Annotated in this window: 17 protein-coding genes; 9 read left to right on the top strand and 8 right to left on the bottom strand. The window is 70.1% G+C overall.

All coding sequences use genetic code 11. From position 1 onward, the window contains the following. The first annotated feature begins 57 nt into the window (after positions 1-57). Both AC07RV_RS41320 and AC07RV_RS41315 read left to right on the top strand, forming a co-directional pair. Positions 58-1,014: a DMT family transporter gene (locus AC07RV_RS41320; protein ID WP_296777639.1), complete on the top strand. Its 957-nt coding sequence runs from the start codon at positions 58-60 to the stop codon at positions 1,012-1,014. Further along, positions 1,001-1,792, top strand: a complete 792-nt coding sequence (locus AC07RV_RS41315) for a 2OG-Fe(II)-dependent halogenase WelO5 family protein (protein WP_296777637.1) — start codon at positions 1,001-1,003, stop codon at positions 1,790-1,792. The genes AC07RV_RS41320 and AC07RV_RS41315 overlap by 14 nt, the downstream gene beginning before the upstream one ends. Positions 1,793-1,817: 25 nt before the next feature. On the opposite strand, the gene AC07RV_RS41310 is transcribed toward AC07RV_RS41315, so the two are convergent. From AC07RV_RS41310 to AC07RV_RS41300, 3 genes are all read right to left on the bottom strand, one after another. After that, positions 1,818-2,327: an RrF2 family transcriptional regulator gene (locus AC07RV_RS41310; protein ID WP_296777635.1), complete on the bottom strand. Its 510-nt coding sequence runs from the start codon at positions 2,325-2,327 to the stop codon at positions 1,818-1,820. Between the two features lie 78 nt (positions 2,328-2,405). Next, the gene (locus AC07RV_RS41305) at positions 2,406-2,828 is read right to left on the bottom strand and encodes a cupin domain-containing protein (protein WP_296777633.1); all 423 of its coding nucleotides are present in this window, start codon (positions 2,826-2,828) and stop codon (positions 2,406-2,408) included. A 54-nt stretch (positions 2,829-2,882) separates the two neighbouring features. Beyond that, positions 2,883-3,125, bottom strand: coding sequence for a hypothetical protein (locus tag AC07RV_RS41300; protein ID WP_296777631.1), 243 nt, complete (start codon positions 3,123-3,125; stop codon positions 2,883-2,885). Between the two features lie 143 nt (positions 3,126-3,268). Between AC07RV_RS41300 and AC07RV_RS41295 the strand changes: the two genes are divergently transcribed. Beyond that, a complete protein-coding gene (locus AC07RV_RS41295) occupies positions 3,269-4,480 on the top strand; it encodes an NAD(P)/FAD-dependent oxidoreductase (protein ID WP_296777629.1) in 1,212 nt (403 codons plus the stop codon). 22 nt (positions 4,481-4,502) lie between these two features. Here AC07RV_RS41295 and AC07RV_RS41290 read toward each other — a convergent pair whose 3' ends face one another. Further along, positions 4,503-4,919 (bottom strand): hypothetical protein, encoded by a 417-nt coding sequence (locus AC07RV_RS41290; protein WP_444814251.1) that lies wholly within the window; start codon positions 4,917-4,919, stop codon positions 4,503-4,505. Next, a complete protein-coding gene (locus AC07RV_RS41285) occupies positions 4,916-6,025 on the bottom strand; it encodes an ATP-dependent DNA ligase (RefSeq protein ID WP_296777627.1) in 1,110 nt (369 codons plus the stop codon). Before AC07RV_RS41285 ends, AC07RV_RS41290 begins: the two co-directional genes overlap by 4 nt. Positions 6,026-6,185: 160 nt before the next feature. On the opposite strand from AC07RV_RS41285, the gene AC07RV_RS41280 reads away from it, so the two are divergent. From AC07RV_RS41280 to AC07RV_RS41265, 4 genes are all read left to right on the top strand, one after another. Beyond that, a complete protein-coding gene (locus AC07RV_RS41280; protein WP_296777625.1) occupies positions 6,186-6,950 on the top strand; it encodes a DUF1266 domain-containing protein in 765 nt (254 codons plus the stop codon). Positions 6,951-7,069: 119 nt separating this feature from the next. Beyond that, a complete protein-coding gene (locus AC07RV_RS41275; RefSeq protein ID WP_296777623.1) occupies positions 7,070-10,267 on the top strand; it encodes a HEAT repeat domain-containing protein in 3,198 nt (1,065 codons plus the stop codon). Beyond that, positions 10,264-11,979, top strand: coding sequence for an SWIM zinc finger family protein (locus AC07RV_RS41270; RefSeq protein ID WP_296777620.1), 1,716 nt, complete (start codon positions 10,264-10,266; stop codon positions 11,977-11,979). The genes AC07RV_RS41275 and AC07RV_RS41270 overlap by 4 nt, the downstream gene beginning before the upstream one ends. 278 nt (positions 11,980-12,257) lie before the next feature. Next, positions 12,258-14,198 (top strand): reverse transcriptase family protein, encoded by a 1,941-nt coding sequence (locus AC07RV_RS41265; protein WP_296777618.1) that lies wholly within the window; start codon positions 12,258-12,260, stop codon positions 14,196-14,198. Positions 14,199-14,244: 46 nt separating this feature from the next. On the opposite strand, the gene AC07RV_RS41260 is transcribed toward AC07RV_RS41265, so the two are convergent. Next, positions 14,245-14,841: a PaaI family thioesterase gene (locus tag AC07RV_RS41260; protein WP_296777616.1), complete on the bottom strand. Its 597-nt coding sequence runs from the start codon at positions 14,839-14,841 to the stop codon at positions 14,245-14,247. A gap of 602 nt (positions 14,842-15,443) precedes the next feature. Here AC07RV_RS41260 and AC07RV_RS41255 point away from each other — a divergent pair. Together AC07RV_RS41255 and AC07RV_RS41250 are read left to right on the top strand one after the other, a co-directional pair. Beyond that, positions 15,444-16,298 (top strand): PA4780 family RIO1-like protein kinase, encoded by an 855-nt coding sequence (locus tag AC07RV_RS41255; RefSeq protein WP_296777613.1) that lies wholly within the window; start codon positions 15,444-15,446, stop codon positions 16,296-16,298. A gap of 45 nt (positions 16,299-16,343) precedes the next feature. Then, positions 16,344-17,270: an ABC transporter substrate-binding protein gene (locus tag AC07RV_RS41250; protein WP_093342842.1), complete on the top strand. Its 927-nt coding sequence runs from the start codon at positions 16,344-16,346 to the stop codon at positions 17,268-17,270. 15 nt (positions 17,271-17,285) lie between these two features. On the opposite strand, the gene AC07RV_RS41245 is transcribed toward AC07RV_RS41250, so the two are convergent. Both AC07RV_RS41245 and cysS read right to left on the bottom strand, forming a co-directional pair. Continuing rightward, entirely contained in the window at positions 17,286-18,554 is a 1,269-nt protein-coding gene (locus AC07RV_RS41245; RefSeq protein WP_296777608.1) for an NUDIX domain-containing protein, read from the bottom strand. A 37-nt stretch (positions 18,555-18,591) separates the two neighbouring features. Continuing rightward, on the bottom strand, positions 18,592-19,974 hold the full coding sequence (cysS, locus tag AC07RV_RS41240; RefSeq protein WP_296777606.1) for a cysteine--tRNA ligase: 1,383 nt from the start codon (positions 19,972-19,974) through the stop codon (positions 18,592-18,594). Between the last annotated feature and the right edge of the window lie 234 nt (positions 19,975-20,208).

Raw genomic sequence — 20,208 nt, 5'->3', positions numbered from 1 at the left:
CGATTCCGCCGCCAGCCGGCACTTCATAGGATCAGGCCTCACTTTTCGAGTCCTTCCATGAAGCAATCCGGTGTCTTCGAAATGCTCGCCGCCATGGCCATCTGCGGCACCATCGGCATCACGGTCCTGATGTCCGGCCAATCCGAAGTCAGCCTCATCTTCTACCGCTGCTTCTTCGGCGCGCTGGTGCTGCTGGCGATCTGCCTGCTGCGCGGCTACATCAGTGCCTCGATCCTCAAGCCCAGGCTCATCGCCTATTCCCTCGTGGGCGGCATCGCGTTGCTGGCGAACTGGTATTTTCTTTTCGCGGCCTACGAGAAGACCTCCATCGGCGTTGCGACCACCGTCTACAACACGCAGCCGATCATCATGATCGTGCTGGGCTTCCTGGTCTTCAAGGAACGCATCACCGCCAACATCGCGCTGTGGACGGCGGTATCGCTGACCGGTCTCTTCTTCATCTCCAACCTCACGGCAGCTCCCTCCATCGACGCTCACGGCGCTGGTTCGCCTGCCGGCAACTCCGCCGATGCTCGTTATTTCCTGGGCGTACTTCAAGCGTTGGCAGCCGCCTCGCTCTATGCCGTGGCCGCGCTTTTCGCACGACTGCTCAAGGGTAATCCGCCAACGCTCATCGCGCTCCTTCAGATGGTGCTCGGGGCAGCCGTTCTGTGGCCTTTCGCCGATTTCGGCGCGCTGCTTTCGCAGGGATTCACCCGTCAGGCCATCGCCACGGTGCTGCTGGGCGTCTTTCACACCGGCGTCATGTACATCCTTCTTTACGGTGCGCTGCAAAAACTCGAGGCCTCCCAGGCCGCCTCCCTCTCGTTCCTGTATCCCGCGCTCGCCATCTTCATCGATTCGACCTTCCTCGATGTGAAGCTGTCGCTGCATCAGTACGTCGGCATCGCATTGATTCTGCTGGGTGCGGCGGGGATCAATCTGAAATGGAATTTGACTGCGGTTTTGACAACAAAGGGAGCGTTAGCGAATGATGAGAATGGTAGAAATTGACGGCGATCACGAACAAAAACTGATCGGCCGTGCCGCGCACGAACTGGTACGCAACAGGGTCGATGCCGTCTGGATTCATGGTTTTGTCAAAGGCGATGTCTGCGACGCGATCGCTGGAAACTTCCAAAAATCCAGCGCCCTCCTTCCCCGCAAGGACAATGTTCCGGGCCTGATGGTCGGAGAGTCGCACTATGCCAAGACACCGTCCGCCTACTACGAGACGTGCAGGCAATCCTGCGAATCCGTCGATTCGTTGTTCGAAGGCACGGAAGACCCGGTGCGCCGGCTGTACACGACCGTCGGACGGCACCTCGAACGAAACGTCCGCGCCGCCCACTTCGCGCACGGCGAAGCGCTGCACACGCGGGCCATCGCATGGCAGGACCGCCCCTCCTCCAGCTTTCTGCTCCAGCCTCATGACGATGTCTCGCAGGTCTTCTGCGAACGCAACAGGGGCTGGGAGATCGTCGACATACGAACCCTGCTCGCCGTCAACTTCTATGCAAGCTGCAAAGCAGGCCAAGGCATGCTCCGGGTCTACGACCTCCGGCACTCGCCGGAACTTGCGATGCAGGCCAAGGTGGAAGGCGTGGGCTATCCCTATCCCGCGGAGCTTCTTTCGAGCACCCGCTACACGGACCTCGCCGTTCGAACCGGCGATCTCGTGCTGCTCAACGGCGCATTCATCCACGGCGTCACGAGGAGCCAGGAGCACCGCATCGTGCTGAACAGTTTTCTGGGTGACCTGCGCGACGGTGAGCTGATCTACTGGACTTGAGTGCGAGACGTGGCACTTGCCGGCGTCAAGCCTGCGCCTTGCGCGTCTCGATCCAATGCACGATCTTGCCCGCGTGGCTGTGCGGTGCCTTGGCGCCGACGCGCCGGGCCAGGTCGGCCAGCGTCTGGGAGGACAGCACCTGGCGCATCCGGTCCTCGGCCTCGAGCATCACTGCATGGATCGAGCAGACACCGTCCATCGCCCAGCGCGGCGCCGCGCCGTCGAAGACCGCGCAGCGTCCGCGGATCTCGCGGCACTCGAACAGCGCCTTCGGTCCGTCGATGGCTTCCACCACGTCGAGCACGCTGATCCGGTCGGCGGGCTTGGCCAGGCGGAAGCCGCCGTTCTTTCCCTCGGTCGCCTCGGTCAGGCCGGCCTTGCGCAGCTTGGTGAAGAGCTTGGCCACGAATTCCACCGACAGGCCCTGGAGCTCGGCGAGGTCGCGCACGCTGGCTTCGGTGCCTCCGGTGGGAGGCCCCGACAAGTAGAGAAGGCAATGCAGTCCGTATTCGACACCGGCACTGATGTGGCTCAAGCTGGCTCCCGTGGGAATGGAGGGGCGGATCGTAACTGAGCCCCCCCCCCCCTCGCGCGCGCCGACGCGCGGCGGCGCTCACTTCTTGTCGAGCGTGACCAGGTTCTTCTCCTTCGAATCGGCCACGAAGATCGCGAGCAGCTTCGCGGGCTCGGTGGCGCTCGCGTTGTCGCTCACCGCGTGGTGGGCACCGGGCTGCTCGGTCCAGCTTTCGCCCGCGCGGTAGACGACCTCCTGGCCGTTGTCGAGCTTGCTGCGGACCGCGCCTTCCAGCACATAGCCCACGACGAAGGCCTGGCCGTGACGATGCGCGGGCGTCTTCGCGCCGGGTGCATAGCTGACGACCAGCGCCGTGAGCGTCTTGCCGGGCACGTTGGCGATCGCATGGGCGAAGGCCGGAACGATGACTTCGCGTTGCGGATCGGGCGGTGCCGCGACGGCGGTGCCTGTGCTTGCTGCGGTGAAGGCGAGGAGTGCGAGTGCGAGCGATGCGGTTTTCATGAGAGGTCTTCCTTGGGTTGGCGTTGCGGATATGCACGAGCCGATGCCGTGCGTCTAACTCGGGTCGTTGGCGGCGACCCGCATGGATTCGCCGTCGGCATGAACGTCGACCACCAGCCGTTCGAACGCCCGCTGCTCCTCGGCGCTCAGCCCCCGGGCCAACACCTTCAGCGCGTTGCGATAGCACGGCAGCATCAGCGCGGCGATCGAGCGCCAGGTCTCGTCGCCCGCCGCGATCGCGGACTCGCATCGAAGGATGTTTGTGTACGCGCCCAGCATGGCGAGGGGTCGGTTCATGAAATCGGCGATTGAATTTTTTACTACGACCAGTATAGTCGTAGTTAAGCGATCCACATCGGATCGTCTTGAAGACCCCGCGCGCACCGCACCCTTCGCGCTGCGCCGCGGGACATGAACCTCGAAGAACCGAACCATCCAAAATGACCCAACGAATCCTGGTTGTAGGCGCCGGCTTTGCCGGCATGTGGAGCGCCTTGAGCGCCGCGCGCGCCCTCGACATGGCAGCCCATGCGAACGACGGCGTGGAGATCCTGCTGGTCGCGCCCGAGCCCACGCTGCATGTGCGCCCTCGTCTCTACGAAGTGCCGCAGGAGGCGATGAAGGCGCCGCTGCAGTCCGTCTTCGATACCGTCGGCGTGCGCTTCCTCGCGGCACGCGCGGAGCAGATCCGCACCGATGCGCAGGAGGTCGACGTGGTCGACGTCGCGGGCGCACGACAGACGCTCGCCTACGACAGGCTGGTGCTCGCGGCGGGCAGCCAGCTCTTCCGCCCGCCGGTGCCCGGCCTGCATGCGCACGCGCTGAGCGTCGACCAGTACGAGGACGCCGTGGCGCTCGACGCGCACCTGCGCAAGCTCGCGCTGCAGCCCTCCTCGCTCGCGCGCAACACCATCGTGGTGGTCGGCGGCGGCTTCACCGGCATCGAGACCGCGGCCGAGATGCCCGCGCGGCTGCGCGAGATCATGGGCGGCGACATCGAGCCGCGCGTGATCGTCGTCGAGCGCGCCGATGCGATCGGTCCCGACCTCGGACCGGGCCCGCGACCGGTGATCGAGAAGGCGCTGAAGTCGCAAGGCGTCAGCTGGCGGCTGGGCGTGGAGGTCGAGAGCATCGACGCCGAGGGAATCACCACCTCGGGCGGCGAACGCATCGAGGCAGCGACGGTGATCTGGACCGCCGGCATGCGCGCGACCGCGCTGACGCAGCAGATCCCCGCCGAGCGCGATGCCGCGGGCCGGATCCTCGTCGACCGCAACCTGCAGGTGCCGGGCGTTCCGAATGTCTTCGTCACGGGCGATGCCGCGCGCGCCGCCACCGACGACGAGGGCAACGTCGCGATGATGTCGTGCCAGCACGCGATGGCGCTCGGACGCTCGGCCGGCCACAACGTCGCGGCCGACCTGCTGGGGCTGCCCAAGATCGCCTATTCGCAGCCGAAGTACGTGACCTGCCTGGACCTCGGTCCCTGGGGCGCCGTGTACACCGAGGGCTGGTCGCGCGAAGTGAAGATGGAAGGTGCCGAGGCCAAGGCGCTCAAGCACCAGATCAACACCGAGTGGATCTATCCGCCCACCGGCGACCGGGCCGAGATCCTGCGCTCGGCGGACCCGGGCCGCATCGTCGTGGCTTGAGCCGCGTCGCGGCTGCCGGGTGTCAGTACCCGGTCCGCTTCCAGGCGATGCCGTCGGTGGAGCGGTAGGTGCCGCCGGTGGCGCAGCAACCGCCGGCACCGACCGCCATGCGGCCCAGTTGGGCCGTCATCACGCTGCCCTCGACCTGCAGCGACTGGCGCTGGCAGACGCTGAAGAAGGGATAGAAGTCGGGCTTGAGCACCGAGGTCCATTCGACCTCGCCGCCCTCGAGGCTGCGCACGCTGTAGACCTCGCAGTCGTTCACGACGAGGTGGATCGGCCGCCCGGCGAAGGTGCCGCGGAACATCAGCTCGGGCGGTGCGTCGCGCGTGATCTGTGCTTCTTTGCTCAGCGGCGGTGGCGGCGGCGCGGGCTTCTCGCAGCCCGCGAGCGCGACGATCATGGCCAGGCCGCAGGCGATGTGGTGCAGGCCCCTCACGCGACGTCGCTCCCGTCGTCGCGCTCTTCTTCCGCGACCGCACCGCGGTCCTTGATGCGCGTGACCTGCGTGAGCAGTGCATCTTCGGCCGCCATGTCGGGCCGCTGCCCGCGATACACCGGCTGCTCGAAGCTGCCACCCGCATAGCGATAGAGATAGCGCACCTCGACCAGCGTGCCGGGCGCGGGCAGCGCCTCGTTCGGCGGCACGGTCACGTTGCCGAGGTCGACCAGCACGCCGGCCTCGTCGCGCAAGCCCACGGCCACCGAGCGCTGCGCATTGACGCGCAACACCTCGCAGGTGGCGCTCTGCTGGAACTTGAACTTGAGGCTCGCGGCACTGCGCCCCGCGGCGAAGGGCGCGGCCAGCGCCTTGAGCACGAAGCCCTCGCCATGCGCGGCACGCAGCTCGGCCGCGCGCCGGTGCTTGGCCGAAGCCTCGGTCTCGAGCGGCAACACGGCCATCCATGGCAGCGCGGCGGCGAAGACCTCGAGCCGCCGGAAGCGTTCGACGAAAGCCTGCGCGCGCAGATCCTCGCCGCCGGCCTCGAGCAGGTCGAAGGCCAGGAAGCCATCGCCCACGTGTTCGCCCGCGATCACCGCGCGGCCCGCTGGCAGCGCGGCGGTCGCGACCCAGGCCTGCGGGATGTCGACGAACAGGCCGCGGCGGTTGGTGCCGCGCACGGCGCCTTCCTCGATCAGCAACATGCGGTTCTCGCCATCGGCCTTTTCCTGCAGACCCCATCCGGGGTCGTCGAGGTAGCGCGCGAGCTGCGTCTCGGCGATCAGCGTCGGCAGCTGCGGCAGCTCGCCGCTCCTGCGGCCCGCGAACTCGGACGCGGTGTAGAGCGCGCCCGAGGCATCGGTGGTGTAGCCCTTGCCGGTCTTCTCCTTCACCACCTTCTGGTAGATCTTGAGCGCGGCCTCGTAGCCGACCGGACTGCTGGTCTTGGTGCCGGTGGCCAGCGTGCCGCCGCGCCGGCCATTGCCGTAGTCGACCACCCAGCCCTCGTCCTTCGGCCGCAGGTGGACCTGGTAGACCTTGTCGGAGCCCTGGCCCGTGAAGTAGAGGAAGCTGGATTGCGCGAGAGGTTCGGTGCTGGACATGGCGGCGGATGCGATGGAACGAACGGCGCCGTGGCGGAACCGCACGACGCTGCGATGCTACACAGCACGCGCCACGCCGCCGAATGACTTTAGGCACTGGTGCCGCTCGCCCGGCGCACCTAGCCTACGCCCGCACAGGCGAACACAAGGGGACGGCGCCATGGGATTTCTGGACAAGGTCCGCAAGCTTTTTTCATTCAGTTTCAATCGGCTCGAGGACGGCACGCCGCTGACGCCCGCGCAGCATCGCGGCCTCGCGCTCGGCGCGGTCTATGCGGCCGAGTCCTACCTGCCGATCAACGCGCTCACCGCGGAATCCGACCGCGCCACCGCCGTGGCGCTGCTGGCCTCGGCCTGGGGCGTCACCAGTGCCGGCAGCGCGCGCGAGGTCACCGAGTCGCTGCTCTCGCAAGGCCATCGCGCCCACTACGCGGTGGTGAACCCGCGCGTGGAGCGCCTCCACCGTGGCAGCCGAAGCGACGCGGCGGCGGTCGCGCAAGCCAACCTCGCGGCACTGCCCGGCGAGGCCGTGGCGCGCGGCCTCGATCTCGAGAGCACGCGCGACTACTACGAAAGTTGGCACGAGGCCGCCGAGGAAGGCCTGTTCGACAAGCTGCCGCGGCCGCTGCCCGCGAGCATCATGGCCTGGGACATGGGCCGGCTGGTGCAGCTGCATCGGCTGATCCAGGACGCACGGCTGCTGCGTGCCGAAGAATCATGGAACGCGATCGCGAGCGCGGCGCGCCTCGCGCAGCCCGCCTACCAGTCGTGGCGCGACTTCGGCGACAGCTTCGTGGTCGGGCGCGCGTTCTGGCTCGCCACCCACGATCTCGACCGCATCGCCGAGGACACCGACACCTTCCAGCGCGCCACGGCCCACCTGCTCTCGCACGAGCACAGCCCGTGGCGGCAGATGGCGTGGTGAGCCGCCGCTCATTCGCGCGTCATCGAAGCATGCAGCTGCAGGGCCTAAGATAGGCGAATGCCCCGATCGGCCACACCGCGCGATCGAGGGCATTCAACCGAAGGCAGGGAGGCCTCCGCGTGAAGCGCATTCGATCCGAGAAACTCACACGAACGAGACCGGGGACATCGACGGTCACGGAACACGTCACCATCGAACTGTTCGAGCTGCCCGCCGACGCCGGGCACGTGGTGCACCTGAGCAGCAGCCGCGACGGACTGCAGTGGCGCGAGACCGTGCTGACGCCCGCGCCGCTCGCGCTCGACAAGGCGATGGCCGTGTTCGGCGATGCGCTCGCCGCGCAGCTCTCGCGCGGCCTCGCGCTCGAAGGCGCGCCCATCGTTGCATCGGCACCGGCCGCGCCCATCGCCGCCGCTGCTTCTATTTCACCGGCCGACACCATCCTGCTCGAGCGCATCGCGCCCGATGCCTGGCGCTTGCTGCCGCCGCTGCGCCGCAGCCGCACCGTGTGGCGCCTTGGCGAACGCCGTCTCGCGCAGGCGGTGCCGCGCCTGGTCGAGCTGATCGAGACCGGCGACGCGATGCTCGACTACTGCATCGCCTGGGCCATCGGCCGCTGCGGCGACGCGGGCGCCTTCGAGGCGATGGTCGAGCTCTCGCGCCGCGCGACCGACCCCAAGGTGACGCGCGTCGCGCGCTGGGCCGCGCTCGCGCTGTGGCCCTCCGAACGTCGCGCCGCGGAGGCCGAGCGCATCGTCGACGACTGGCCCGGCTCGCTGCGCCGCGCCTGGACCGAGGCACAGGTCGTGCCGGTGGCCGAGGCCGCCGCGCTGCTGCGCGAACGGCTCGCCGATCCCGCGCACTGGCAGAGCCTCGCGCACACCGACTGGACGCAGCAGCTGTTCGAACTCGCACTGCTCGAAGGCCTCGACGAGGACCAGCCCGCCGGCCTGGCGCGCCGTGCGCTGCACGACGTGGCGCAGCAGCTGTCGCTGGCCGCGGGCAGCTTCCGCGCCTGGCGCCGGCTCTACAAGGGCGCCGAGTTCGCGGGCGACTACCGCCTGCTGGGCCTGCTGAACCAGCGTCTCGAAACGCAGCGCGCGGGCTTTCGCGGCACCAGCCAATGGGCGATGCTCAACGGCCGCTATGTCGACATCGCGAAGGAGATCGTGCGCCCCGACAGCCGGCTCGCGCTGAGCCAGCGCACGCACGACTACCTGCGCCGCCGCACCTGGCGCACCCTGCGCCGGCTCGCGCTGCGCGGCGCGGCCGACGAGCGCGACTGGCTGCGGCTCGCGATGGGCGTGCTGCTCGCCGCCGACGATGCGAACGCGGCCGTCGCGGCGCGCCATGAAGATGCGGGCTGGAACCGCGAGACGCGCGTCTGGCACAGCGGACCCTACAGCCGCTGGCTGGTCGTGATGCAGCTGCTGCACCGCCACGACCCCGAATGGACCGCGCTGGCCGGCGGCCTCTACTGGCGCCGCGAGACGCCGCCGGCCGAGCACCGCGCGCAACGCGGCGAAGCCTGGCCCGAGCGCTGGGACCGCCATCCCGAGGCGCTGCTGCAGCTGATGCAGCAGTCGCGCTGCGCCGGCGTGCATGCCTTCGCGGCGCGCGCGCTGCAGGACAACCGCGCCTTCTGCCAGGCGCTCGATGGCACCGTCCTGCGCGAGCTGCTCGCGAGCGCCTGGAGCGACACGGCGCGCTTCGCGTTGACACTGGTGCGCGAGCGCATCGAGGCTGGCGAGCCGGCCAGCCCGTGGCTCGTGCCACTGATCGATTCGCCACTGGACGAAGCACGTCGCCATGCGCTCGACCTGATCGCCGAGGACCCGGCGCGCTACAGCCGCGATGTCGAGCTGCTGCTGCGCCTGCTGGTCTCGGCCGATGCCGAGGTGCGCCGCGCCTCGCGCCTGCTGCTGCAGGCCGCGGCCGGCCAGCCCGAGGCCGCGGACAGCTTCGACGCGCTGTGCACCGCGCTGCTCGACTGGCTCGCGCGCTGCGATGCGCAGGCTCCCGAGCTCGCCGCCATCTGCGAGAACCTGCAGTGGGCGCTGCAGAACCCGCTGCGCGAAGCCGGCGCGAAGGCGCCGCTGGCCGCGCTGCTGGCCCTGTTCGACCACGCGAGCCCCGACGTGGTCGCGCTCGCGGCCGAGTGGCTGCTGCTGCATCCGGCGTCCGTGCAAGGCCTGCCGATCGAGGTGCTGACGCGATTGCTGCAGTCGGACGACGAGCGGCTGCGCGGCGCCGGCGTGCGCCTGTTCACCGCGCTGCCCGACGACACGCTGCTCGCGCAGCCGGCGCTGTTCGCCGTGTTCTGCGCCAGCCCGATGCCGCGCGTGCGCAGCGCGGTCGCGCCCAAGCTCGCGCAGTTGCTGCCCGGCCATCCGGACTTCGGCGCGGCGCTGATGCCGATGCTGCGCGACGAGCTGTTCCGCACCGAGGCCGCCGAGGGCGTGTTCGATTCGCTGCTGCAGTGGCTGTGCGGCCCGCTGGCCGAGCACACGCGCGCGGGCGACAGCGCCACCACCGTGCGGCTGCTCGAGGCGCGCAGCAAGGGTGCGCAGCGCCTGGGCGCCTGGTTGCTGCCGCAGCAGCCGGCCGAGGCCTTCGACGTGCTGCAGACCGCGAGCCTGGGGCTGGTCGATGCCGCCGTCGCGCGCCAATGGGCCTGCGAACGGCTCGCCGCGCAACCCGAGCGCACGCTCGCGCAACTCGACGACGCACTGCGCATCTTCGACAGCCGCTGGGACGATTCGCTCGCCTGGGCGCGCCAGTGGTTCGCGGCGCAAGGCCAGTCGCCGCAATGGACGCCCGCGCTGCTGGTGCGCCTGTGCGACCACAAGGATCCCGGCGCGCAGCGCCTGGGCCGCGAACTGCTGACTGCCCATTTCGAACTCACCGACGTCACCACCTACATGCTGCAGCTGAGCCAGCATCCCTCGAGCGGCATGCAGCTGTTCGTGACCAACTGGCTGGCGGCCGCCGCGGGCGGCAAGCCCGAGGTGCTGGCGCGGCTCGAGCCCTACTTCCTCACCGTGCTGTCGCAGGCCAACCGTGGCCGGCTCGCGAAGGCGCGCGTGAGCGAATTCCTCGCGGCGCAGGCCGAGCAGTCCGAAGAGGCGGCGCGCATCGTCGCGCGCGTGTTCGCGCGCCAGGCCGTGAGCGGCGCCATCACCGAGCGCGCCCGCTACGTGGCCGGCCTGCGCAGCATCCAGCAACGCTATCCGGCGCTCGAGAACCCGCTGCAGGCCGCGCCCGTGCGCGCCGTCGCGCCGCGCCGGGCCGCCGTCGCCGGGGGTCCCGCCGCATGAAGTTCCAGTACCGCTATTTCGGCCACTCGGGCGCGCAGCAGACGCCCACCAGCACCGCGCTGCAGTTCGCGCCCGACACCTTGCGCGCGCCCGTGCACTTCATCGGCGAGGTCAACCGCCACCTGCCGTTTCGCGAAGGCATGTCGGCGCTGCACGACGTGGTGGTGGGCGACCTGCGCTTCCAGCCGCGCGACAAGAGCGCCTACCTCGAATGGCTCGCGAGCCAGGAAGGCGAGCTGCTCGCGCAGTACATGGCGCGCAGCGACGAGCTCAAGGCCCGCATGGCGCCGCTGCGCGAGGAGCTCGACGTGCTGCGCCAGCGCAAGTCGGCCATGCTGCAGCCCTTCTACAAGGCGCAGAAGCGCTACTTCGACCACCTCTACAAGGTCAACCGCGAAGCCTGGTTCGTGCTCGACCCGGTGATCACGGTGCATCCCGACCGCGTGTTCTTCGAGTGCTTCAGCCAGGACGAGTCGAGCTACGGCATGTTCTCCTGCGGCCACGAGGTCTTCGACCGCGTGAGCGACCATGCCTTCGGCACCACCAACGTCGACTACTCCGAGTCGCTCTACGACGAGTTCCAGAAGATCCGCGACTACAAGGCCACGCGGCTGGCGATCGATCCCGGCGGCTTCCAGGTACAGAGCGGCAACGACCCGGCCTTCCACGAGCCCAAGATCGAGGTGCCCGACAGCTGGGTGCGTGGCTTCCTGCAGGTCAGCAGCGCGATGCTGCTGCCCGCGCACCGGCTGCAGCTGCATCCGATGGACGTGCACAACATCTGCCTGGTGCTGCGCCGGCGCAAGGAACGCGCGGGTCCGCGCTCGCTGCGCTTCATCCTGCGGCCCGGGCAGCCGGTGCGCATCCTGTTCGAGCCCTGGGGCCATGAACTGGTGTGCCCGCGTTCCTCGCACGACGCGCCCGCCGACATCGACATCCGCGTCTGGGGCCGGCGCCGGCTGCTGCAGCTCGAACGGCTGGTGCCGGTGGCGCAGGGCTTCACGGTGCACCTGCTGGGCACCGGCATGCCGAGCTTCTGGGTCGCGCGGCTGCCCGACATGGAGTTCACGCTGGGCCTGTCGGGCTGGACCGCCAACGACTGGTCGCGCAACGGCCACTTCGAGCTGCTGCAGCCGCGCCACGACGTCGACCAGGACAGCCTGCTGCGCGTGTTCGCGGCGCTGGGCGAACGCTGGCGCGCCACCACCGCCGAGCTGGCCGCGGCCACCGGGCTCTCGCCGCTCACGGTCGAGTCGGCGCTCGGCGGCTATGTGCAGGCCGGTCGCGTGGTGTACGACATCGCGCACGGCGTGTGGCGGCTGCGCGAGCTGAGCCGCGAGCCGCTGCCGATGGAACGGCTGCGCCATGCCAGCCCCGAGGAAGCGGCCGCGGCCGAACTGGTGCAGGCCGGGCGCCTGAAGGACACGAAGGTCGAGGCCCGTGCCGATGGCGGCCTGCTGCTCAGCGGTCTGTGCGGCACCCAATCCTCGCGCCAGTACCAGGTGCGGCTGCAGCTCGATGCCGACCAGCGCGTGGCCACCGGCGAATGCCAGTGCGACCACTTCATCCGCCTGCGCATGACGAAGGGGCCGTGCGAACACATGCTCGCGCTGCGCCTGGCCACGGCCTCGGCCGCGCTGGCCCTTGGCACCACCGCGGGCGCACCGACGCCCGCGACCGACTCGGAAGAAAGGACTGCAAGCATCGGCTGATACACTGGTTTTGCGAACGGGGCGGGAAGGCTCTTGCAATCCGGATGGCGCATCGCCATCCTCGATCTCAGCACTTCCCAGGCTTCACTGGACATCTCTTCACTGTGCCGTACGCGCATGGTGGCGCGATGACGGTGCGGCTTCTTCGAAGCTCATCGCGCCACCATGCGCGTACGGCGTCGAGTGGAGCTGTCCAGTCTTCAGGCTCTTCGACGAGATTCCCGTCCCGTTCGCATCTTTTTCTTCCAGTGCATCGGTCCATGCGGCGCACACCGCCCATGACCCCACCCTCTCCCTCCTCCGTACCCGATTCGGCGCTCACGCGCGAGGAACTCTACGCGCGCATCCGCGCGAGCTCCAAGCAGGAGGTCGTGCTCGAGGAGATGCAGCGCCTGGGCTTCTGGCCGCGCGACACGGCGCAGCCCACGGTCGAGGCGCAACTGATCCGCCGCGAGGGCGAGCTGCAGACCGCGCTGCGCGATCTGGGCGACGAGCTGCGCGGCATCGAGGACCGCGAGACCGCGCTCAAGGCCATGCGCAAGGAACGCATGGCGCGGGCGCGCGAACGCCGTGAAGAAACCCGCCAGCGCCTCGCGCAGCAGCGCCATGCGCGCGCGCTCGACTGGCATGGCAGGCGTCAGCGCGAGCTGCTGTACCTGGGCGAAGGCGTCTCGGGCGGGCTCAACGCGGCGCGCAGCGACGAGCAGGCGCTCGCGCGCCATGCGCTGCCGGCGCTGCACGACGCCACCGATCTCGCGCGCGCCATGGGCCTGGAACTGGGCGAGCTGCGCTTCCTGGCCTGGCACCGCGAGGTCGCGCGCGTGAGCCACTACCAGCGCTTCACCGTGCCCAAGAAGACCGGCGGCGAACGCCAGATCTCGGCGCCGATGCCGCGGCTCAAGCGCGCGCAGTACTGGGTGCTCGACAACGTGCTGGCCAAGGTGCCGGTGCACGAAGCCGTGCACGGCTTCCTGCCGGGCCGCTCGATCCTCAGCAATGCCGCGCCGCACGTGGGGCAGGCGGTGGTGGTCAACCTCGACCTCAAGGACTTCTTTCCCTCGATCGGCCTGCGCCGCGTGCGCGGCGTGTTCCGCCAGCTCGGCTACTCGCCGCAGGTCGCGACCCTGTTCGCGCTGCTCGCGACCGAGGCGCCGACCGACGAGGTCGAGCTCGACGGCGAACGCTACTTCGTCGCGCGCGGCGAGCGCGTGCTGCCGCAGGGCGCGCCCACCAGCCCGATGCTCACCAACGTGCTGTGCCGCCGGCTCGACGCGCGGCTGGCCGCCTGCGCCGCCAAGCTGGGCTTTCGCTACACGCGCTATGCCGACGACCTGAGCTTCTCGGCCGATGCCGAGCATGGCCGCGATGTCGGCAAGCTGCTGTGGCGCGCCAAGCAGATCGTGGCCAGCGAAGGCCTCGTGGTGCATCCCGAGAAACAGCAGGTGATGCGCCGCCATCAGCAGCAGCACGTGACCGGCATCGTGGTCAACGACAAGCTCTCGACCGACCGCGACACCCTGCGGCGCTTTCGCGCCGTGCTGCACCAGGCCGAACGCCACGGCCCGCAGGGGCTGCACTGGAACGGCCAGCACGACCTGATCGCCGCGCTGCGCGGCTATGCGAACTTCATCGCGATGGCCGATCCCGCGCGCGCCGAACCCTACCTGCGGCGCGTGAAGGCGCTGGCCGCGAAGCATGCATCGGCGCCCGCGACGGTCGCGGCGCCGGCCCGCGCGCCGCTGCCCGCGGGCCACTTCCGCCAGCATTCGGCCGCCGGGCTCGCGCCGCTGCCCACGTGGTGGCAGCCCGCGCGCGCGCCCGAGCCGGTGCTCGAGAAGACACCCGAGCAGATCGCGGCCGAGAAGAAGGCGAAGCGCGAGGCCGAGCGCGAACGCCAGCGCGCGCTCGACGACACGCAGCGGCGCGAACAGGCACCGCCACGCAACGACACGCGCGCGGCCGAGCCCGTGGCGGCCCCGCAGCCCGCGAAACCGCGCAGCGCGCTGTCGCTGCTGGGCCTGTGGGTCAGCATCGCGATACAGGGCACCTACGTGCTGGGCTTCCTGCTGTCGCTGCGCGATGCCTGGCTGATCGGCCTCGTGACGGGCGCGATCTGGGTCGCCAACATCTACCAGCGCAAAGCCGGCTGGATGCGCTTCTTCATCGCGCTGATCGCCGGCTCGGGACTCTCGGCGGTGCTGCGCAAGATGTGGTCCTGAAAAGGCCGGCCCCCAAAGAAAAATCGCCCCGAAGGGCGATGTGCTTCTAGGACGTGGCCGATGTCGAGGGCCGCGACGCCACCGCGGGTGCCTGCGCCTGCGCCGGCGCGCGCATGTCGAACAGCCGGCACTCGGTGGTGGCCTTGGCATACAGCGTGCCGTCCGGACCCACGAGGCTGGCTTCGGCCAGCGCCACGCGGCCTTCGATGCGCGTGACCGTGGCCTCGGCGCGCACGCGCCGCACGTCGAGCGTGAGGCCTTTCAGGTAACGGGTCTCGAGGCTGGCCGTGGTGTAGACCTGCCCCGGCGGCAGCGATGCGAGCACCGCGCAGCCCAGCGCCGAATCGAGGATCGAGGTCATCCAGCCGCCATGGATGGTGCCCATGGGATTGAGGTATTCGCGCTGCGGCGTGCCCTGGAACACGGCCGAGCCCGGGCGCGCGACGATCGCATAGAAGGTCAGGTGCTTGGCGAACTCCGCATAGGGAAGCTGGCCGTTCATCATCGCGTGCATCACTTCGAGGCCGCTCTTGCCGACGAGCTGCGCGGGCCGTGCCACACCGACACCGGGACCCGAATTAAGCAGTTCGACTACCTCGCGTTCCTCGGAGAGCCACAGGTCCAGTCGTTGTTCAGGCGTCATTTGAAAAGATCTCGAAAGCAATGCGGATCGGATCGGGAGAAGTGGCACGCGACGGTGCTTTCTCATGCATCTTCTTGTCGCGGCCAGTTTAGCAATTGCCTGCTGCGAAGACGATGCTTTCAAGCGCCTGCACCACGCATTCCTTGTCGAATCCTTAAGCCGCGTGCGTTAAGTGGCGCTGTCGCGCGCCGAACACAGCGCCGGCCCCGCGCGAACGATGGGCTTCACAGTTCGCGCGCATGCGACTACATTCGCATCCCCGACAACCACGCACCACAGGAGGTATGCGCAATGAACAAGCCAGTCCTTGCCCCCACCACCGTCTCGGTGCCCGGCCGCTCGATCGCATTGCGCACACGCCGCTGATGCCTTCGCCTCGCTGAGCGTCGCAGTCCCCGCGCTGCACGCGACGCCGCCCCGCCCGAGATTCGCCAAGCCCGCCGCGCGCGCCATCGCGTGCGGCGCCCGGTCTTTCGTTTCCGAATCAAGGTGCCCACACCCATGCTCGATACAGCAGCCGCCCACGCGCGGCATCGTTTCGTTTTTCTCTCGACCGTCCGCATCGCCATCCTCCCCGCCCGCGCCAGGAAGGAGGTGGCCCCATGAAGATCCCGCCCCGACTCCAACCCCTGGTCGACGAAGGCCTGATCGACGGCGTCAGCCGCCAGCTCATGAGCGGCAAGGAGGCGATGGTCTACGTCGTGCACAGCGGCGACGAAGCCCGTTGCGCCAAGGTCTACAAGGAGGCCGACAAGCGCGCCTTCCGCCAGGCCGTGGACTACACCGAGAACCGCAAGATCCGCAACTCGCGCGAGCGCCGCGCCATCGCCAAGGGCACGCGCTTCGGCCGCCGCATGACCGAGAGCCACTGGCAGAGCGCCGAGGTCGATGCGCTGTACCGGCTGGCCGACGCGGGCGTGCGCGTGCCCGAGCCCTTCGGCTTCTGGGAAGGCGTGCTGCTGATGGAGCTCGTGACCGATGCCGAGGGCGCCGCCGCGCCGCGGCTCAACGACGCCGAGTTCACGCCCGACGAGGCACGACGCCATCACGCCACGCTGGTGCGCGAGGTGATGCGCATGCTGTGCGCGGGCATCGTGCACGGCGACCTCTCGGAGTTCAACGTGCTGCTCGGCGCCGGCGGCCCGGTGATCATCGACCTGCCGCAGGCCGTCGATGCCGCGGGCAACAACCATGCGCAGCGCATGCTGCTGCGCGACGTGGCGAACCTGCGCGAGTTCTTCGGCCGCTTCGCGCCCGAGCTGCACGAGACGCGCCATGGCGAGGAGATCTGGCATCTCTACGAGCGCGGCCTGCTGCGGCCCGAGACGCAGCTCAGCGGCGCGCTGCCACGCGACACCGGGCCGGTCGACCTCGGCGAGGTGCTGCGCGCCGTCAACGACGCGCGCGCCGAGGAGGCGCTTCGGCGCGAGCGGCTGGCGAACCGGGGCGAGCCCTGAACCCGGCGGCGACAATCGGCGCAGCACCGCCCTTCCTCCTCCACGATGTTCCAGCCCCCCGACCTCGCGCCCTCCCCGCGTCCCGCGCGCCACTTCGCCTCGGCGCTCTCGCTGGCCGCGGCCTTCGCGCTCGGCGGACCGGCGCTGGTCCATGCGGGCGTGCGGCTCGACGACGACCGCGGCAGCGTGCTCGAGCTGCCGGCGCCCGCGCGGCGCATCGTCTCGCTGATGCCCTCGCTGACCGAGACCGTCTGCGCGCTCGATGCCTGCGACCGGCTGGTGGGCATCGACCGCCACGCCAACTGGCCGGTGGCGGTGCAGCGGCTGCCGCAGGTGGGCGGCATCGACGACGCGAACATCGAGCGCATCGTCGCGCTCAAGCCCGACCTCGTCCTGCTGCGCCCGCGCAGCCGTGCCGCCGAACCGCTCGAGCGGCTCGGCATCCGCGTGCTGGCGCTCGATGCCAAGACCCATGCCGACATGCGCCGCGTGATGGAGACCGTGGCGCGCGCCACCGGCCAGCCCGGCAAGGGCGAGGCCTACTGGCGCCGGCTCGATGCCGGCCTCGATGCCGCGCGGGCACGCGTGCCCGCGGGCTGGCAGGGTCGGCGCGTCTATTTCGAGGTGCATGGCGGCATGGCGGCCGCGAGCGAGAGCTCCTTCATCGGCGAGACGCTCGCGCGCCTGGGCCTCGCGAACGCGGTGCCCGGCACGCTGGGGCCGTTTCCGAAGATGAGCCCCGAGTTCGTGGTGCGCGCCGATCCCGACGTGCTGATGGTGTCGGCGCTCGGCGAGCTGTCGGCGATGGCCGCGCGGCCCGGCTGGTCGGCGATGAACGCGATCAAGCGCGGCCGCGTCTGCAGCTTCGCGTCGGCGCGCTTCGACCTGATGATGCGGCCCGGTCCGCGGCTGGACGAGGCGGCCGATGCGATCGTCGACTGCCTGCTGCGGCTCGGCGATCCACGCTCCTGAGACGGCGGGTCGCGCTCAGTCGGGCGCGTGGCGCACGACGAAACCGCGCACCGGCGCGATCCATTCGACCGCCACGTCATCGGGCCACGCCACGGCCGCGCCCTGCGCGCTGCCCGAGAACAGCATGCGCTCCTCGACCAGCAGGAAGCGCCGCGCTGCGGCATCGTCAGCGCCCAGCACCTTCAGTGTCGCGCCGCCGAGGTCCAGCGACTCCCCAGGCTGCGGCGCAACCGCACGCGCCTCGGGCCAGCCGGCGGCCGATGCCTCGCCGCGCGTGGCCAGCACCCAGCGCACCGGCCCCGGCGCCGCGGTCCGCAGCGCCTCGCCCGGCACCGGATCGATCAGCGCCCAGCCTTCGTCGCCTCCCACGAAATGGCTGTGCGTTCCATCGCCGCCCGTCACGCGCCACACGCGTGCCGACAGCCGCATCGAAAGCCCCGCCTCGTGCGCATAGCGCCCGCCGCCCTGCCCGTCGGGATCGACCAGCGCCACCTCGTCGTAGGGCGCCTCGTCCACGTTCACCGGCCGCCGGCCCTCGGGGCCGTCGGCCAGCCGCGGCATATTGAGCCGTACGCGCGCACGAGCGCGCGCCTGCGCGAGGCAATCGGCCACCGAGGCGAAGCCCGCGAGCTCCAGCAGCACGCGCCGCGTCACGTTCATCAGCTTGAGCCCGAGCGCCGGGCTCGCGGCCTCGGCCGGCGGCAGCCAGCGGTGCTCGACGATCTCGAAGCCGTCGACCTGCACCTCCTGCCCCGGGGGCATGGCCGCGACGAAGAAGCGCGTGTCGAAGCGCCGCGGCATGCCGGGCGGCGTGAGCCAGTGGCTGAAGTAGGCGAGCTGGTCGACCGCGAGCCGCCAGCCCTGGGCGTCGCACAGCGCGAGCAGCGCCTCGGTGCTGTCGGCCACCGCGGCGCGCATCGCGGCCAGCCGCTCGGGATCGACACGCTCGAGCGCGACCAGCGCGCCCTCGGCGTCGCTCGCGAACAGCACGCCGGCCTCCTCGAAGCATTCGCGCACCGCCGCGGCGTAGTAGTCGAGGCCGCCCGCGGGCAGCGCGAGCCGCGCGCTCGCGGCCGCGTCGTCGAGCCCGGCGCAGCGCGTGTGCAACTCGCGGTCGTGCGCGTCGACCACGCCGCCCGGGAACACGCTGGCGCCGCTGTTCTGGTCGTCGGGCTTGTCGGCCCGGCGCAGCATCAGCACCTCGAGGCCGCCGGGCCCGTCGCGCAGCAGGATCAGCGAGGCGGCAGTGCGGATCGGGCGTGGCTTGGGCGGCGTGGCGTTCATGGGAAGCGATTGTCGGTCCGCGGCCGCCGGCCTGCTGTCACGCACGTCCACGGCTGAGCCGGGGGCCGGCCGCGCCGTCCTCGACCTGCCAGCCCTGCGCGCGCAAGTCTTCGCGCAGCCGGTCGGCCCGGGCCCAGTCGCCGGCGGCACGGGCCTCGAGCCGTTCGCGCACCAGGGCCGCGATCGCCTCGGGCACCGCGTCGCCCTCCTCGCGCCATTCGGCCAGCCGCAGCCCCAGCACCGCCTCGAACACATCGACCGTGGCGCGCCGCGTCGGCGCCGGCAGGTCGCTGCGCACCAGTTCCCACAGCACGGCCAGGCCGCGCGGCAGGTTCAGGTCCTGCTCGACCTCGGCGCGAAAGCGCGCGACGAAGCCCGCGTCGGCCATGCCACCCTCCGGCCAGCCCGCATAGGCGCGGCGCAGGCGGTCGAGCGCCGACTGCGCGCCCGCGATCGCGGCCTCGTTGAAGCGCAGGCTGCTGCGGTAGTGCGCGCCCAGGCACAGGTAGCGGTAGGCCAGCGGATCGATGCCGCGGTCGACCAGCGTCTGCAGCCGCACGAAGTCGCCGTCGGACTTCGACATCTTCAGGTCGTCGTCGAGCGTGAGGAAATGGCCATGCAGCCAGAAGTTGGCCAGGCGCGTGCCGTGGCAGGCCTGGGTCTGCGCGATCTCGTTGCTGTGGTGCACGCCGATGTGGTCCTCGCCGCCGCAGTGGATGTCGAACCAGGGCCCGAGGTAGCGGGCCGACATGGCCGAGCACTCGATGTGCCAGCCCGGGAAGCCGCGGCCCCAGGGGCTGTCCCATTCCATCTGGCGCCGGGTGCCGGGCGGGCTGAACTTCCAGAGCGCGAAGTCGGTGGCCTCGCGCTTGTCGCCCATCGCCACGCGCTGGCCCGCGCGCAGGCCGGCCTTGTCCAGCCGCGCGAGATGGCCGTAGTCGTCCTGCTTCGAGGTGTCGAAGTACACGCCGTCGGCGGTGCGGTAGGTGAAGCCCTTGCGCTCGAGCTCGGCGATGAAGGCGAGCTGCTCGGGGATGTGGTCGGTGGCGCGCGGCCATTCGGCGGGCTCGCGCAGGTTCAGCGCGCGCCAGTCGGCGCGAAAGGCCGCGGTGAAGCGCTCGGCGATGGCCCAGGCCGATTCGCCCGCGCGCCGGCTGCCCTTTTCCATCTTGTCCTCGCCCTCGTCGGCGTCCGAGACCAGGTGGCCGACGTCGGTGATGTTGACCACGTGCCGCACCTCGTGGCCGCCGAACTCCAGCACGCGGCGCAGCAGGTCCTCGAACACGTAGGTGCGCAGGTTGCCGATGTGGGCATGGTCGTAGACCGTGGGACCGCAGCAGTACAGCCCCACCGGGCCGGGGCGCAGCGGAACGAAGGGGCGCAGGGAGCGCGACCAGGTGTCGTGGAGGACGAGGGACATGCGTGTGGACTCTCGAGGTCGTTGCAGAAAACAAAAAGGCCACCGGTCTTGCAACGGGTGGCCATCGGGCATGCGGGTTCGCGCGAAGTCGCTAGGGCCTGTTAACACTATTCAAGGGGTCGCGTTGCCCCGCAAAGGGGCTGGATGCAAGGCGCCTGCGCGCAGCAAGGCTGATGCCTTGCAAGCGCGGGCAACGCCGCAGACGGCCCCTTTGCGGGGCAACCCGGAGGGAAG

The sequence above is a fragment of the Variovorax sp. GW821-FHT09B01 genome (genome assembly GCF_059418345.1).
Note: the sequence above shows the minus strand (reverse complement) of the source record. Positions and strands in the feature narration are given on the sequence as shown.

Bases quoted from the DNA above. Each gene is read 5' to 3' on its own strand.
- AC07RV_RS41320 (WP_296777639.1), top strand. From the start codon at position 58: ATGAAGCAATCCGGTGTCTTCGAAATGCTCGCCGCCATGGCCATCTGC.
- AC07RV_RS41315 (WP_296777637.1), top strand. From the start codon at position 1,001: ATGGTAGAAATTGACGGCGATCACGAACAAAAACTGATCGGCCGTGCC.
- AC07RV_RS41305 (WP_296777633.1), bottom strand. From the start codon at position 2,828: ATGAAAACCGCATCGCTCGCACTCGCACTCCTCGCCTTCACCGCAGCA.
- AC07RV_RS41300 (WP_296777631.1), bottom strand. From the start codon at position 3,125: ATGAACCGACCCCTCGCCATGCTGGGCGCGTACACAAACATCCTTCGA.
- AC07RV_RS41295 (WP_296777629.1), top strand. From the start codon at position 3,269: ATGACCCAACGAATCCTGGTTGTAGGCGCCGGCTTTGCCGGCATGTGG.
- AC07RV_RS41285 (WP_296777627.1), bottom strand. From the start codon at position 6,025: ATGTCCAGCACCGAACCTCTCGCGCAATCCAGCTTCCTCTACTTCACG.
- AC07RV_RS41280 (WP_296777625.1), top strand. From the start codon at position 6,186: ATGGGATTTCTGGACAAGGTCCGCAAGCTTTTTTCATTCAGTTTCAAT.
- AC07RV_RS41270 (WP_296777620.1), top strand. From the start codon at position 10,264: ATGAAGTTCCAGTACCGCTATTTCGGCCACTCGGGCGCGCAGCAGACG.
- AC07RV_RS41265 (WP_296777618.1), top strand. From the start codon at position 12,258: ATGACCCCACCCTCTCCCTCCTCCGTACCCGATTCGGCGCTCACGCGC.
- AC07RV_RS41260 (WP_296777616.1), bottom strand. From the start codon at position 14,841: ATGACGCCTGAACAACGACTGGACCTGTGGCTCTCCGAGGAACGCGAG.
- AC07RV_RS41255 (WP_296777613.1), top strand. From the start codon at position 15,444: ATGAAGATCCCGCCCCGACTCCAACCCCTGGTCGACGAAGGCCTGATC.
- AC07RV_RS41250 (WP_093342842.1), top strand. From the start codon at position 16,344: ATGTTCCAGCCCCCCGACCTCGCGCCCTCCCCGCGTCCCGCGCGCCAC.
- AC07RV_RS41245 (WP_296777608.1), bottom strand. From the start codon at position 18,554: ATGAACGCCACGCCGCCCAAGCCACGCCCGATCCGCACTGCCGCCTCG.
- cysS (WP_296777606.1), bottom strand. From the start codon at position 19,974: ATGTCCCTCGTCCTCCACGACACCTGGTCGCGCTCCCTGCGCCCCTTC.